General features: G+C 55.7%; 15 protein-coding genes. 11 read left to right on the plus strand and 4 right to left on the minus strand.

Annotated elements, in window-relative coordinates; genetic code table 11:
* Positions 1 to 362 precede the first annotated feature (362 nt).
* Positions 363 to 731 (minus strand): hypothetical protein, encoded by a 369-nt coding sequence (locus DW724_RS13330; RefSeq protein WP_117751899.1) that lies wholly within the window; start codon positions 729 to 731, stop codon positions 363 to 365.
* 175 nt (positions 732 to 906) lie between these two features.
* On the opposite strand from DW724_RS13330, the gene DW724_RS13335 reads away from it, so the two are divergent.
* Positions 907 to 2,205, plus strand: a complete 1,299-nt coding sequence (locus tag DW724_RS13335) for a sedoheptulokinase (RefSeq protein WP_118761806.1) — start codon at positions 907 to 909, stop codon at positions 2,203 to 2,205.
* 136 nt (positions 2,206 to 2,341) lie between these two features.
* Entirely contained in the window at positions 2,342 to 2,986 is a 645-nt protein-coding gene (locus tag DW724_RS13340) for a CatA-like O-acetyltransferase (RefSeq protein ID WP_118761807.1), read from the plus strand.
* A 45-nt stretch (positions 2,987 to 3,031) separates the two neighbouring features.
* Here DW724_RS13340 and DW724_RS13345 read toward each other — a convergent pair whose 3' ends face one another.
* From DW724_RS13345 to DW724_RS13355, 3 genes are all read right to left on the minus strand, one after another.
* Positions 3,032 to 3,466, minus strand: coding sequence for a hypothetical protein (locus tag DW724_RS13345; RefSeq protein ID WP_118761808.1), 435 nt, complete (start codon positions 3,464 to 3,466; stop codon positions 3,032 to 3,034).
* Between the two features lie 17 nt (positions 3,467 to 3,483).
* Entirely contained in the window at positions 3,484 to 4,566 is a 1,083-nt protein-coding gene (locus DW724_RS13350) for a GGDEF domain-containing protein (protein WP_118761809.1), read from the minus strand.
* Between the two features lie 203 nt (positions 4,567 to 4,769).
* A complete protein-coding gene (locus DW724_RS13355) occupies positions 4,770 to 6,275 on the minus strand; it encodes a Y-family DNA polymerase (RefSeq protein ID WP_118761810.1) in 1,506 nt (501 codons plus the stop codon).
* A 355-nt stretch (positions 6,276 to 6,630) separates the two neighbouring features.
* Between DW724_RS13355 and yedF the strand changes: the two genes are divergently transcribed.
* The 9 genes from yedF to DW724_RS13400 all read left to right on the plus strand — a co-directional run bounded on the left by yedF (position 6,631) and on the right by DW724_RS13400 (position 15,221).
* Positions 6,631 to 7,242, plus strand: coding sequence for a sulfurtransferase-like selenium metabolism protein YedF (gene yedF / locus DW724_RS13360; RefSeq protein WP_118761811.1), 612 nt, complete (start codon positions 6,631 to 6,633; stop codon positions 7,240 to 7,242).
* Positions 7,242 to 7,484 carry a DUF3343 domain-containing protein gene (locus tag DW724_RS13365; RefSeq protein WP_118761812.1) on the plus strand — a complete coding sequence of 81 codons (243 nt, stop codon included), beginning with the start codon at positions 7,242 to 7,244 and terminating at the stop codon, positions 7,482 to 7,484. The genes yedF and DW724_RS13365 overlap by 1 nt, the downstream gene beginning before the upstream one ends.
* Positions 7,485 to 7,495: 11 nt before the next feature.
* A complete protein-coding gene (locus tag DW724_RS13370; protein ID WP_118761813.1) occupies positions 7,496 to 8,629 on the plus strand; it encodes an aminotransferase class V-fold PLP-dependent enzyme in 1,134 nt (377 codons plus the stop codon).
* A gap of 30 nt (positions 8,630 to 8,659) precedes the next feature.
* Entirely contained in the window at positions 8,660 to 9,220 is a 561-nt protein-coding gene (locus tag DW724_RS13375; RefSeq protein ID WP_118761814.1) for an alpha/beta hydrolase, read from the plus strand.
* Between the two features lie 69 nt (positions 9,221 to 9,289).
* The gene (locus tag DW724_RS13380; RefSeq protein WP_158580361.1) at positions 9,290 to 10,810 is read left to right on the plus strand and encodes an amino acid adenylation domain-containing protein; all 1,521 of its coding nucleotides are present in this window, start codon (positions 9,290 to 9,292) and stop codon (positions 10,808 to 10,810) included.
* The gene (locus tag DW724_RS13385) at positions 10,797 to 11,573 is read left to right on the plus strand and encodes a GNAT family N-acetyltransferase (RefSeq protein WP_117751911.1); all 777 of its coding nucleotides are present in this window, start codon (positions 10,797 to 10,799) and stop codon (positions 11,571 to 11,573) included. The genes DW724_RS13380 and DW724_RS13385 overlap by 14 nt, the downstream gene beginning before the upstream one ends.
* A gap of 14 nt (positions 11,574 to 11,587) precedes the next feature.
* Entirely contained in the window at positions 11,588 to 11,815 is a 228-nt protein-coding gene (locus DW724_RS13390; RefSeq protein WP_110435814.1) for an acyl carrier protein, read from the plus strand.
* Positions 11,815 to 13,356 carry an MBOAT family O-acyltransferase gene (locus tag DW724_RS13395; protein ID WP_118761853.1) on the plus strand — a complete coding sequence of 514 codons (1,542 nt, stop codon included), beginning with the start codon at positions 11,815 to 11,817 and terminating at the stop codon, positions 13,354 to 13,356. The genes DW724_RS13390 and DW724_RS13395 overlap by 1 nt, the downstream gene beginning before the upstream one ends.
* An 11-nt stretch (positions 13,357 to 13,367) precedes the next feature.
* Positions 13,368 to 15,221, plus strand: coding sequence for a polysaccharide deacetylase family protein (locus tag DW724_RS13400; protein WP_158580363.1), 1,854 nt, complete (start codon positions 13,368 to 13,370; stop codon positions 15,219 to 15,221).
* Positions 15,222 to 15,267: the final 46 nt, after the last annotated feature.

Consider the following 15,267-nt stretch of genomic DNA (forward strand, 5'->3'; position numbering starts at 1 on the left):
TTAAGGCGCGGCCTCCAGCTGCGCCTTTTCTCCGCCGTAACGATAAAAAACGCTCGAGATTACTCGAGCGTTTGAGGCTGTCGCGAAACTACAGTTTCGTCGACAAGCAGGAACGGATTGTAGACCGTTCCAAAGTCGTCCGAAAGTTCCTATACAGAAACTTTCTCCCTCCAGAAGTTCAAAAAGGGTGATACATGCTCCCCCTTTTTGAGCATTTGCAGAGCTAATGCTGTTTCATGCGCGCTGCCGCGCGAAATGCTGAAAAATGCTGACCATACGACTTTTTCGACAGACTGAAACGCTCGAGATTACTCGAGCGTTTTTTATTTTATCCACAGCAATGTGGATAACTTGGTGGAAAGCTACTCCGTCTTTCCAGCCAGAATTTCCGCAATATCGTCAACCAGCTGTTCCCAATCATCCTCGGTGCCCTCGGTCTGCAGAAATCCGGTGCCCATATCGTTGACAAAGGCGTGTCCGATGTCGATATAACTGTCGTAATCCGGCTCATGATAGCCGTATTCCGTGCCGAGCAGCACGATTTCGTCGCATTCATCGCCCTGCAGGTGCGCCATCGCTACATTGAGAAAGCCGTTTTCCGCCATGCTGTCATCATCGTCCGGCGCCGCCCATGCACGCTCCCAGTATTCGTCCTCATCCTCGTTGAACAGGCCGTCCTTGTAATAGTCCAGCTCACGCCGAATGCTCTGCTTGAGAAAATTTCGGTCCATGTTGTTCGCTCCCCTTTTCTCTGTTCTGCGACTTTATTATAGCATGTGCAACTCGTTTTTCAAGTCGGTAAATTATCCACAAACTTGTGGACAAATTTGTGCGCAATTCCTTTTCATACACGCTCCGCTGTGCTATACTGCTGACAGAACCATCAGGCGAACCGAGGGACCCAGCATGACAACATTAGGCATTGACATCGGCACCACAACAATCAGCGCGGCTGTGCTCGAGGACGAGCAATTCCTCGCCAGCGAAACGCGGGCAAACGGTGCCTTTATTCCGTCTGCACTGGCGTGCGCACGCGAGCAGGACGTGGAAAAGATCACGCAAACCGCACTTTCTGTTATCGAAACGCTGTTTGAACGCTATCCGGATATTCATTCCATCGGCGTGACTGGGCAAATGCACGGCATTCTGTATGTGGATGCGGACGGTAACGCCGTCAGTCCGCTGTACACCTGGCAGGATGCACGCGGCAGCCTGCCGCACAGCAAAACCGAAAGCTGGGTGCAGTATCTCACGCGCGTGACCGGATACCTTGCCGCGGCAGGCTACGGTCTGGCAACGCACGCGTACAACCTTGCCGCCGGACTTGTGCCGCCCGCCGCCGTCACCTGCTGCACCATCGGTGACTACCTTGCCATGCGGCTGTGCGGATTGGCTGCGCCGCGCATGGATGCCAGCAATGCCGCAAGCATCGGCTTTTTCGACGCGGAACGCCGTGCTTTCGACCAAAACGCTCTGCAAAAAGCCGGTATCGACCCGAACTTTGTCCCGCAGCTTGCTGCCGAGCCGGTAATCGGGCACTTCCAAAATGCGGCTGTCTGTGCCGCCATCGGCGATAATCAGGCCAGCTTTCTGCGCTCGGTGCGCGACAAAACCGCTGAAATGCTCGTGAATGTCGGCACCGGCAGTCAGTTTTCCGTGTTTACGCCGCACTATCTGCAGGTAGACGACTTGGAGACCCGCCCCATGCCGGGCAGCGGCTATCTTCTGGCAGGTGCTTCGCTGTGCGGCGGACGCGCTTACGCGCTGCTCGAGCAGTTTTTCCGCTCCACCGCGTCCATGCTCGGCACAGGAACGAACAGCTGCTACGACGCAATGGCGCGTCTGCTGGATGAAAATCCGCGTCCGGATGATGTGCCTGCCGTCTGCACCCTGTTTGAAGGCACGCGCGCAGACAGCAGCCTGACCGGCAGTATTTCCGGCCTTACAACGCACAATTTCACGCCTTTACACCTGATTTACGGCGTGATGGACGGCATGGCCGACGAGCTGAATCGAATGTACACCGCGTACCGGCAGGCCGGCGGCACGCCGAAAAGGCTAATCGGCTCGGGCAACGGTCTGCGGCAGAACCGGTATCTGCAGCAGCGCTTTGAGTCTGCCTTCGGCTGTCCGCTCACGCTGTCCGACGGCCGCGAGGAAGCTGCCGCAGGTGCGGCACAGTTCGCTGCGGAGCAGCAGATTTGACAGCAGCAAGATTATTGAACAAGTCGTATCATCAATATTTTGAATTTCGCGCGTTAGTGCGCATGAATAGCGTTTGCTTTGCAAATGCCAAAAAGTCAGGGCGTGTACCTGCAGGATTCGGAAAGGATGGAACGCTATGCAAGCCTTCAAAAAAGTCGATATGGAAAGCTGGCCTCGCCGTGAGCACTACCGCTACTATACCGAGGCTCTCAAGGTTGAATTCAATATGACGGCGCCGGTGGATGTGCAAAACCTGCTCCGTTTCTGTCATGCACACGGCTGTAAATTCTACGCGGCGGCGATTTACTGCGTCACCAAGGCGCTGGGCCGCATCGAGAACTTCCGCATGTTCAAAAACGCGGACAACGAACTCTGTGTCTGGGATAAAATCGTACCGAGTTTCACGTTCTTTCATCCGGATGACTGCACGTTTTCCGACTGTTGGACGGACTTTTCCGAGGATTTCCCCACGTTTTACAACGCCATTACCGCAGATATGGAGACCTATAAGGATGTCAAGGGCATCAAGACCAAGCCGAATCAGCCTGCGAATTTCTACTGCATATCCTGTACGCCGTGGACGGCGTTTACCGGCTGCGGCAGCCGCGTCGCGGACGGACAGCCGGCGTACTTTCCCATCGTTGTCATGGGCAGATACGAAAAATGCGGCGAAAAGGTCAATATGCCGGTCAATATCACCATTGCACATGCGGTGGCAGATGGATACCACGCCGGTTTGTTCTTCCGGTATCTGCAGGAGGAACTGGATGCTCTGCACTGAATGTACAAAAATCCACGCTTTTCTTTGTGAAAAGCGTGGATTTTCTCATTCATCCTGTCCAAATATTGCCCCATCCAACATCAGCACATCCTCCATCGGAATCACCGTGCCGTCTGTCAGGATCAGCCGCCGCGTGAACTCATCCACCTTTTTGACCACACCGGAAACTGTGCGGTATGCACCGCCGGATTTGCGTTCATCCGGCACAAAATAGGTGATCTCCACCTCGGGTTCTGCATCAAGCACAGAAAGCAGCAGCTGATACCGCTCGTTGAGCGCGGTCAGCATGGTCTCATCCAGCTCGATTTTACGGTCGGTCAGCCGCGCTGTCTCACGGATAACACCGGCATACCCGGTCAGCGCCGCAAACGGTGAAAACTGTGCCGCACGGTCGCTCATGGGCATCTGCGGACGGGTTGGGGAGACATGATGCGGCAGATTCATAATCCCGGCGTATTTTCGATTGTCGATTGCGGACATACTTCACCTGCTTTCTTCTACTGCGTTTCGTCCAGAAAAATCCACAGCAGCTCATGGGCCTCTGCGGAACTCCGGTCGGCCATGGTGATTTTGAGATGTACCCGGCTGCCGTCCCGTATCTGATAGGTCATCTCCAGCGAACCATGCGCCGCAATCTGCTCCTCTATATAGCTGTAATCCAGCAGCTTTGCAAATTCGTCATAATACTCCGGATGAACCAGTTCGCGGCAGTACTCACGCACGGAAGACATAAACGCATGATGATTATTCTCCAGTATGGTCTTAAAATACGGCGGAACATAGATATACCGACAGGTATCCTGCTTGGCATTGACCATGTACACTCCCCTGTAAAGCGGTGCGATGGCCTGCAGAAAACGGGTAACATCCTGCTTTTTGATGAGCAGCTGCTCCAGCTTGTCATCTATGATGCGCATTTGACGGATACCGCCGTTATTGCGGTAAAACTCCATCTTATCATGCCGCATGGCCGTTTCAGCCCGATTGACCGTCTCGTTCAGCGTCTGTCTGTCCGTGCTCTCAGACACGCCGACCGAGACCTCATAACCCATCTCACGGATTGTGTGACGGAACGCCGCAAGGCTTTCTGCAAGCTCCTCCGGCTGACGCGCCGGACACAGCAGGACAAACTCGTCACCGCCGATACGATACGCGCAGTCATCCGGGAAATACTTTCGAATCCCGTCCGCAATCGAGCACAGCATGTGGTCTCCAGCCTCATGTCCCAAGTGGTTGTTGATCTCATGCAGGCCGACGGCATCCATATAAATGCAGGTCAGCCGCGCATAATTCGCCAGCTGAAAGACCTTGAGGTCGTGCTCGTACTTGCAGCGCGTGTACAAATGGGTCAGCACATCATGATTATAGTAGTCCTCGGAATGGTCAGCTGTATGGTGCGACAGCTGCAGTTCCTCCTCACCGAGCACGATGGGCTGACCGTTCTCACCGTTCTTGAGTGAAAGCGTGATTTCCATATTTTCATCCAGAATCATATCATCCGGATATCGTTTTTCCAAATATTCCGCTACCAGACGCAGGACATTTCCGGCGTGATAGCCTTTTTCGCAGATAATTTTCATTAGCTTCTCCGTATACAGCTGCCTTGCGGCTTCGCAATCCTTCCAGAAAAGATATATTTCTCATATTATTATGAATATATTATATTTCCTTTGATTGCCATATACAAGGATGACTGCCTGAAATGTCGAATTTTCGACATAGAACGTCAGTGGAGAGGCAGAATCAGGCAATTCATTTACATTGCCTTAGCATGTTTTTCCGATTATGCGTTATGCCCGCCGATTTTTCCGTTTCGCTCGATGGCAGTCGCACCTTCCTCAAGGTTCATGCCCTTGAGCAGCGCATTTTTGCCGTATTTGCTCTTGATGGCAAGCGCCGCCTGCTGCAGCTTTCGTTCCCGCTCGAGTGCGGCCTGCTCTGCCCTCCGGCGCTCCTGCTCGGCAGCATAGTCGGTAAACAGGTCAAGCTGCTCACACCAAGTCGGCTGGGGCGCGTCAGATTCCGGAAGGATGTGATCTGCCACCAGATACATGCGCCGGATGAGCAGATTCGGGTCGATAATGCGGTCGAACAGCGTGGTCGCTGCGTCCATGAGCTTTCGCGTAGACGAGGTCAGTTCTCCGAGACTCTGCGTGCCGTGTGCAGATTTTGGAAGCGTGCGCCCGTAGCGATCGGTCTCGGTCTTGCCGTGGTAGTTAATCCGCCGTGCCGGATCGTTCAGGTTATCAATATCGTACCCGACGGTCAGCACAAGCCGGTCGGTGACAAAGCCCTTGCTCACCAGATCGAGTACCAGCTGATCCGCCATTTCGCGGACAACCAGACGTGCCTTGTCCGCTGTATACGGACACGCAAGCACCTGCCCGGTGCTGATGCTGTTGGTGCTCGGCTTGTAGGCTTTGATATCCGCGACCGTGCACGGCTCCCATCCCCACGCATGGTCGATGAGCAGCTCCGCGTTTTTGCCGAACAGCTTATACAGCAGATCCTCGTTTTTCTCCGAGCACAGCGCGATATCGCCCATGGTGCACATGCCGTATTGCTCGAGCTTTTTCGCGGTGCCGCGTCCCACGCGCCAGAAATCGGTAAGCGGCTGATGTGACCACAGCTCGTGCCGGAATCTGCGCTCGTCCAGCTCGGCGATACGCACGCCGTCGCGGTCGGCGGGAACGTGCTTAGCGACAATATCCATCGCCACCTTGCAAAGAAACAGGTTGGTGCCGATGCCTGCTGTGGCCGTGATGCCGGTGGTGTTCAGCACATCGAGAATGATTTTCCGTGCCAGCTCACGCGCGGTCAGGCCGTAGGTCTGCAGATAGCCGGTCACGTCCATGAACACCTCGTCAATGGAGTACACAACCATGTCCTCTGGCGCGACATATTTCATGTAAATGGCATAAATCCGGCTGCTGTACGCCATATAATGTGCCATATGCGGCGGTGCGATGATGAAATCCATCGCAAGAGACGGGTTTTCCCGCAGTTCCGCAGCAGAGTAAGACGCGCCGGTGAATGTATGCCCGGGCGCACAGCGCTGCCGCTCGGCATTGACCTGCTTAACGCGCTGACGTACCTCAAACAGCCGTCCGCGGCCGGAAATGCCGTAGCTCTTCAGCGACGGCGTGACTGCCAGACAGATGGTCTTGTCCGTGCGGGTTTCGTCCGCGACAACAAGGTGCGTGTCGAGCGGATCCAGCCTGCGCTCCCGGCACTCCACGGAGGCATAAAAGGATTTCAGGTCGATGGCAAGATAGGTGCGGGATTGCATGGTTGGTTATGCCTCCTTTCAGCGTGTCAGTCAATCAGATAACGATTTTGTATCAGATATTGGATATTCGGGTTATCCATAGATAATTTTCCGGTAACACAGTTCAAATAAGTAAGTAATATTTGTAAATGTGTTCTATATAAGGTTACGGATAGCTAATTATCGTTTATCGCATAATTCATCTATCCTTATTATTTGTAAAATACACTGTAATTTTACCCTTTTTAAGAGAACACCGTCAAGAAAAACCGTCCTCTCCTCCCAGTATTCCGCGAGCCTGTGGATAAATTATGGTCTTCCGTGCTCTATTGTGCTATACTATCCACAGAACATCCCCAAAAGGAGGAACTTTATTATGGTACAAGTGAATGCGATCGGTGACGCATGTCCGATTCCGGTCATCAAAACGCTGCACGCGCTGCAGGATTTAAACGGTGCGGGCACGGTTCAGACGCTGGTAGATAACGAAATTGCGGTGCAGAACCTGACCCGCCTTGCGGAGAGCAAAGGCTGCTCGATCACGACCGAAAAACGCTCGGACAAGGAGTTCTGCGTGACGATCACGACCGAAAACACCGTCGGCAAGGCAGAAGCCGATGAGCAGATTGCCTGCACCGTACCGGCGGCGCAGAAAAAGACGGTCGTTGTCATTTCCGCCGACCACATGGGCGAGGGCGATGAGGAGCTGGGCCGCATTCTCATCAAGGGCTTTATTTTTGCTCTCACCCAGCAGGAGCACCTGCCGAGCACGATTCTGTTCTACAACGGCGGCGCACGCCTGACCTGCGAAGACTCGGCATCGCTCGAGGATCTGAAAAACCTGGCATCGCTCGGTGTGGAGATTCTGACCTGCGGTACCTGTCTCAACCACTATGGCCTGACCGACAAGCTCGCAGTTGGTGACGTGACCAACATGTATGTCATCACAGAGAAGCAGATGCAGGCTGACCTCATTCTGCGCCCGTGATGCGGCGCAAACGACCGTTTGCGGTCATCGCGTTCGCGTCCACCGAGCAAGCACTCGCGGCAGAAGTCATGTTCACGCAGCGCGGTCTGCCCGGACGCATGATCCCGATTCCCTCTCAGGTGAGCGCAGGCTGCGGACTGGCATGGAAGACCGAAACAAGTGAGGAACAGGTGCTCCTCGACGCTCTGTGTGAAACCGGCATCGGATTCGAGACGCACGCTCTCGTCGAACTGTTCGACTGACGGAGGAAATCATGATTTATCTGGATAACGCAGCGACCACGCTGCACAAGCCGCCTGAAGTCGCAGAGGCGGTCAAAAACGCCATTCTTACCGCAGGAAATGCATCGCGCGGCGCACACGGCGTGTCGCTTTCCGCGTCACGCATGGTGTTCGAAACGCGGAGCAAGCTGGCGAAGCTGTTCGGCTGTCCGCGTGCGGACCATGTTGTATTCACCGCGAACTCCACCGAGGCGCTGAATATTGCACTCTACGGTCTGTTTTCGTCCGGCGATCACGTCATTTCGACTGATCTGGAGCATAATTCCGTGCTCCGTCCGCTGTATGATCTGCAGACGCGCGGCGTATCGGTGGATTTTGTACCGGCGGACCGCCAGGGCAATATCCGCTATGAGGATATGGAAACGCTCTTTCGACCGAAAACCAAGGCCGTTGTCTGCACACATGCATCCAATCTGACCGGAAACCTGCTCGATATCGCCAAAATCGGTGCAATGGCGCACGCACACGGTGCCCTTCTGGTTGTCGATGCATCGCAGACGGCAGGTGCGGTACCGATCGACATGCAGCGCATGAACATTGACGTGCTCTGCTTCACCGGCCACAAGGGCCTGATGGGTCCGCAGGGAACCGGCGGCCTGTGCATCCGGCCGGGCATAGAGCTTCGGCCGCTGCTCCGCGGCGGCACCGGCATTCACTCCTACGACCGCGAACAGCCGCAGGCGTATCCTGCACGGCTCGAGGCGGGCACGCTCAATACGCACGGCATCGCCGGACTGCATGCCGCGCTGAAATTTATCGAAAAACAGACCGTGCAGGCCATCAGAGCACACGAACGCGCACTCATGCGGCGGTTTTACGACGGTGTGAAGGACCTTGACGGCGTGACCGTCTACGGTGATTTCTCCCGGTCGGAACGCGCTGCTGTTGTCGCGCTTAACATCCGCGACTATGACTCCGCCGAGGTCGCGGACGCGCTGTTTGCCGATTATGACATCGCCACACGCGCCGGTGCACACTGTGCGCCGCGCATGCACGAGGCACTCGGCACCGTGCAGCAGGGCGCGGTTCGCTTCAGCTTTTCGTATTTTAACACGAAAAATGAGGTCGATACCGCAATTGCCGCCGTGCGGGAGCTGGCGGAGTAATCCTGCATTTTCCCCAAAGGAGCCTTACCTATGAGCAACCAGCTTGCCGTGCTGTTCCCCGGCATCGGCTACCATATCGACAAACCGCTGCTGTATTACAGCGCCAAACTTGCACGCGCACGCGGCTGCGACCTGCTCGCGGTGCAGTATCCGGCTCTGCCGACCGGTTTGCGGGGGCACGCCGAAAAAATCGAACAGGCTGTGCAGACTGCGCTTTCTGCCGCAGAGGAACAGCTTACCGCCATCGACTGGACCGCTTACGACCGCGTTTTCTTCCTCTCGAAGAGCATCGGCACTGCGATTGCCGCCCGGTATGCTGTTCAGCGCAACATTCATCCGCGGCAGGTATACTACACGCCGATTGAACAGGCGCTGCCCTATCTCGACCCGACCGGCATCGCCTTTCACGGCACCGCCGATCCGTGGGCGGACACCGAGATGATCATAAACGGCTGCCGGAAGATCGGCATTCCGCTCTATCTGACCGAAAATGCCAACCACTCAATGGAAACCGGCGATACCTTGCACGATATTTTTATTCTGCACGATATTATGGATGAAACCGCACACTGGATGGATTCTCCGACGTGACCGCCGTTTTCCGTTTACTTTTTCCGCCCTCTATGATAAAATAGACTATCATAATGAGGAAGTATGTCTATGAGAAAAAATGTACTCGAATATTTGGAATCCTCTGCCCGAATGCACGCGGACAAGCCTGCGTTCTGCGATGAGAACCGCGTGTTCACCTTCGGCGAGCTGCTGAAGGCCGCACAGGGTCTGGGCACCCACCTTGCCAAAACCGTCGATACGCTGCACAAGCCGGTCGCGGTTTTGATCGGCCGCACGGCCGAAAGCGTTGCCGCGATGCAGGGTGTGCTGTATGCGGGCGGCTGCTACGTTCCGATCGATGACCACATGCCGGAAGCGCGTATCCGCCGTATTTTCGAGCAGGTTCATCCCGCCGCTATCGTCTACGCTGAGGGCAACCGTAAGCAGGCCGAGCCGCTCGCCAACTGTGCGCCGCTCATCTCGATGGACGAGGGCTTTGCAGCACCGGCTGACGCAAACCTGCTGCAGTCCATCCGTGAGAGCGTACTGGATATTGACCCGGTTTACCTGCTGTTCACCTCGGGTTCGACCGGTGCGCCGAAGGGAATCGTCATTCCGCACCGTGCGGTCATCGACTTCACCGACTGGATGAGCGAGTTCTGCGGCTACACCGAGCATGATATTTTCGGCAATCAGGCGCCGTTTTACTTTGATCTTTCGTGCAAGGATCTGTACCAGACCCTTTCGCTCGGTGCAACCTGCCATATTTTCTCGAAAAAGCTGTTTACCTTCCCGATGCTGCTGCTCAAGGAGATGGAGCGTGTCGGCGTGACCGCCATCAACTGGGCGACCAGCGCGTTCCACTTTGTAGCAAGCTCGGGTGCACTGAGCAAGTGCGCGCCGCCCACGCTGCGCAAAGCCGCTCTCGGCGGTGAAGCGCTGCAGGCGCGCTATGTGAACGCGTGGAAGGCCGCGATTCCGGGTCTTGCGGTTGTCAACATGTACGGACCGACCGAGACCACCGTGGACTGTGCCGCATTCCATCTCACCCGCGACTACCGCGACGATGAAGCCATTCCGATCGGCAAAGCCTGCCGCAACATGCAGATTATGCTGCTCGACAAGGATGGCAATCCCGTTCCGGACGGCGAGGCCGGTGAGATCTGCGTGCGCGGCAGCGGACTGGCCAGCGGCTACTTCGGCAACTGGGAAAAGACGAACGAATGCTTCATCCAGAACCCGACAAACCCGTATTTCCGCGATATTCTGTACCGCACGGGCGATATCGCCGTCAAGAAGGACGACGGTCTGCTGTATTTCCTGTCGCGGCAGGACGGCCAGATCAAGCACATGGGCTACCGCATCGAGCTTGGCGAAATCGAGACCGCGCTGCACAGCGTGGACGGCATCGCCGCCGCAGCCTGCCTGTTCGACCGCAGCCGCGACCGCATTGTCTGCATCTACGAGGGCGAACCGGACGCCGCGGCACTCGCGCGTGCCATGCGCAGGCTGGTGCCCAAGTATATGCTGCCCAACATCTACGAAAAGCTGGACGCACTGCCGATGAACGCCAACGGCAAGATCGACCGTGTCAAGCTGAAGGAGCAATTTATCCATGCGGAAGATTGAGAATTTCGCACAGATTTCCGATCTGCTGAACGCACAGCTCAAGCGCGGTGTCCTCACCAATAACTTTCTGCGCGGTGATGACTACACGCGCGAAATCGCAAACGGACTGTACATCCACGAGACAGGCGGCGCACTGCTGCTGTTCCGCGAACGCGGCGACCACCTTGTGATGACGTTTTATCTGCACCCGAACGCGGTGCTTTCCCTGCCGGAGACGGACAGGCCGGTTGTGACCGAGCTGTCCTGCCGCGCCAAGGACGCGGAGGCGATGGCCAATGCCGCCGAGCAGTTCTGCGCTCTCGGTTTTCGTGAGGTGCTTCGCCGCACACGGCGCACCCGCAAACCGGAAGCATTTCCGGTGGAAACAACCGCAGTTCCTGCAAATCCGGAGGATTTCGAGGATATTTCCCGCTTTTTAAGCGAGCACTTCTCCGCTCTCACCGGCTGTCTGCCGACCGAGAGCGATTTACGCGAAAACCTCGCAAACGGTCAAACCGTTATCACCCGGGACGAACAGGGTGTTTCCGGTGTGCTGCATTTTGCGGTTTCCCGCGCCTCGACCGAGATTCGGCACCTTGCCGTGCGTGCGGACTGCCGCGGACGCGGACTGGCAGGCGAACTGCTCACCGCCTACCTGCGTGTGACAGACGGCGTAAAAAGTCAGGTATGGGCGCGGACCGGCAATGCTCCGGCCGAGCATTTTTACGAACAACACGGCTATCGGCCCGACGGATGGACTTCCGCCGTGCTGCAATATAATTAAAGGAGAAATCGACCATGAGAGAAAAAATTATCGAAATTCTGAATGAGATCTGCCCGGGCAACGACTTTGAGAACGAAACTGCCATCATCGACGACGGCATCATCGATTCCCTCGACATCGTAGCCGTTATTTCCGAGCTGATGGAGGAGTTTGACGTTCAGCTGGGTGTCAACGACCTGACGCCGGAGAACTTCAACTCGGTTGACGCCATCGTTGAACTGATCGAGAACGCGCAGGACTAATGGCTTTTACTTCCGCTTCGTTTATCGTACTTACCATTGCGAGCGTGCTGCTCTACTATATTGTACCGAAAAAGGCACAGTGGTGCATCCTGCTGCTGGCGAGTGCGGCGTTTTACATGGCCGGCTCGGTCAAGGCGTTTGCGTGGGTGGTTCTGGTGGCCGGAATGACCTGGGTAACCGGACTCATTCTCGGGCGCTATAACGCCATCAAGCCTGCCGACAAGGCGCAAAAGGCCCAAATACAGCACAAAAAGAGGCAGATCGCGGTAATTTGTGCGGTCTGCTGTTTTGGCTTGCTCTACGCGATGAAATACTGGAATTTCACGCTCGAGCTGCTGCCGTCCGCGCTCGGCAATCACATTCCCCGATGGGATTTTGTCGTGCCGCTCGGTCTGTCGTTTTTCATTTTCCAGTCCATGAGCTACGTTATTGACGTGTACCGCGGCAAATATGCGCCCGAGCGCAATCCGCTGCGCTACGGTCTGTTCGTATCGTTCTTCCCGCAGATGGTGCAGGGACCGATCAGCCGTTTCGATCAGCTGGCGCCGCAGCTTACCGCAGAGCGCAAGCTGTGCTGGGATGACCTGCAGATCGGCATTCAGCTGGCGCTCTGGGGGTACTTCAAAAAAATCGTCATCGCTGACCGCGCGGCTGTTCTGGTAAACAACGTCATCATGGAGAACTGTCCGTACGGCGGTGCTGTCATTGCGCTCGGTATTCTGTTTTACTGCATTCAGCTGTACTGCGATTTTTCCGGCGGCATCGACATCACACGCGGCGTCGCGCGCATGTTCGGCATTGATATGACCATCAACTTCCGCCGACCGCTGTTTTCCACCTCGCTCACCGACTACTGGCGCCGCTGGCACATCACACTCGGCGCGTGGATGCGCGACTATGTGTTCTATCCTCTGGCGTTTTCCAAGCCGTTCGGCAAGCTCGGCAAGTGGGCGCGCAAGCATTTCAAGGGCATGATGGGCAAGATCTGTGCCACCTCGACCGCTACGTTTATCGTGTATTTGATCATCGGCATCTGGCACGGCGCCAACTTCCGCTTCATTGCGTTCGGCCTGTGGAACGGTATCCTCATTACCGCTTCCCTGCTGATGGAACGCCGCTTCCTTTCGTGGAAGGAAAAGCTGCACATCAACGATAAATCCACCGGCTGGCGTATTTTTATGACCGTCCGCACGTTCGGACTGGTGTTTATCGGCCGTTATTTCACCCGCGCACCGCGTCTCAAGACTGTATTCGCGCTGCTCGGCACAACCGTGCTGCACCCGCATTTCAGTGAGTTTTCGTCGGTTGTGCCGACGCTTGGACTGGGTGTTTCCGACTTTATCATCATTTTTGTCGGCATTCTCATCGTCCACGGTGTGGAGTTCTTTGAGGAACGCGGCACGGATGTGCAGGCATGGCTCAACGAGCGCCCGGCGCTCGTGCAGCTGACCGTGCTGACCGTTTCGCTCGTGGTCCTGCTGCTGTTCGGCATTTTCCGTGCCGGATACATCTCGTCCGAGTTCATCTACAAGCAATTTTAAGGAGGCAGAGCATGAACGCAAAAAAATGGGTGCTTTCTCTGCCCGTTATCGCGCTGATTCTGGCCGTTCTGCTGGCCGGATTCAACTACGTCACTGACCCGTTCGGCGCATTCGGTGACCGGTTTATGCAGTGGTTTTCGTATGACGAGACCAACAATCCGCGTGCGGCGAAGATCTCCTATCTCGAGCAGCACCATGACGAGTACGACTCGTATTTTCTCGGCTGCTCGTCCACCAGCTCGCTGCCGACCGAGTCGTTTAACGAGATGCTGAACGCCAGATTCTACAACATGATCATGTACGGCGCGGATATGAAGGACTGCGAAAAGATTGCAAACTACCTGATCGACAACTACACGGTCAAAAATCTGGTGCTGAATGTGTATCTGGACAATGGCCTGACCTACGATGATGAGTCCAACAAGCTGACCCACAGCCTGCACTACAAAACCGACCCGGATATGTCCGCGCTGTCGTATTACTCGCGGTTTCTCCTCGCAGATCCGCGGTACGGCTATCAGAAGCTGGTGAATAAGAGCAAGGACACGCTCATGCCGCAGTCGTTCGACGTATTCGACGAGCAGACCGGTGCGTATGACAAGCGCGTGCGTGATGTAGAGCCGATCGGCTCTACCGCGGATTATCTGAACGCCTATCCGGTATTCACCAATTATCCCAACCACGATCCGCTGCACCTGTACAAGACCGAAGCCTGCATGCAGTCGGTGGCCGCAATCCGCAAGGTTTGCGAGGAAAACGGCGTTAATCTCATTGTGCTGACCGCTCCGGTGTACACCGACTATTACAAGAACTTTTACGACGAGGATATCACGAATTTCTACGAATCTCTTGCCAAAGTGACCGATTACTGGGATTTTTCGTCCTCGTCTGTCAGCAGCGAGCCACGCTTCTTCTACGACAGCACGCACTTCCGCAACAACATTGGCGAGATGATGGCAACCCGCATTGCCGAGAAGGAGTATCCCGACTTTACGCCTGCTATCACCGCAATTCCGTCGGATTTCGGCACTTATGTGACCCCTGACACGCCGCATGACTATTTCACGCAGCGTCCTGCACCGCGCACGGACAACGATACCGCCGTTAAGGTTCCGGTGCTGACGTGGCACCAGTTGACCGAGAAGGTCAGCGGCTCGGCTACCATTTCGCCGGAGGCGTTCCGCAAACAGATTCAGGCGCTTTCCGATGCCGGCTTCAACGCGATTTCGCTCGAGCAGCTGCGCGATTACGTCTACAATGGTACACCGCTGCCCGAGAAACCCATCGTCCTCACGTTTGATGACGGCTATCTGAGCAACTACGCGGATGCATTCCCTGTTCTCAAGGAATACAACATGAAGGCGACCATTTTCGCCATCGGCGTTTCCATCGGCAAGGACACCTACAAGGATACCGACCACGTCATGACACCGCACTTCGGCGCGGCTGAGATGCAGGAAATGGTGGATTCCGGCCTGATTTCCATCCAGAGCCACACCTATGACATGCACCAGTGGCCGCCGTTCGAGGACGGAAACGACCGTGTTCGGGAAACACTCGCGCAGCTTCCCGGCGAAAGCGATGCGGACTATGAGGCCGCTGTCAGGGCTGACATCCAGCAGAGCCAGCAGGCCATCGAGCCGATCACCGGTGAGAAGGTCAACGCGCTGTCCTATCCGGAAGGCGCATACGGCACGCTGACGATGGATGCGCTGCGCATCCAGGGCATCGAGCTGACATTCACCACCCAGCCGGGCGTGAATGCGGTCGTGCAGGGTCTGCCGCAGACGCTGTACAGCATGCACCGCATCACCATGACGGAAGACACCAACATGGATGAATTTCTGGCGGAACTCGCAAAATAATATCTATGATATAGAAAACGCAGACTGAGAATATTCTCAGTCTGCG

It is taken from the genome of Butyricicoccus sp. AM27-36 (genome assembly GCF_003480945.1).
Classification (GTDB): domain Bacteria; phylum Bacillota; class Clostridia; order Oscillospirales; family Butyricicoccaceae; genus Agathobaculum; species Agathobaculum butyriciproducens.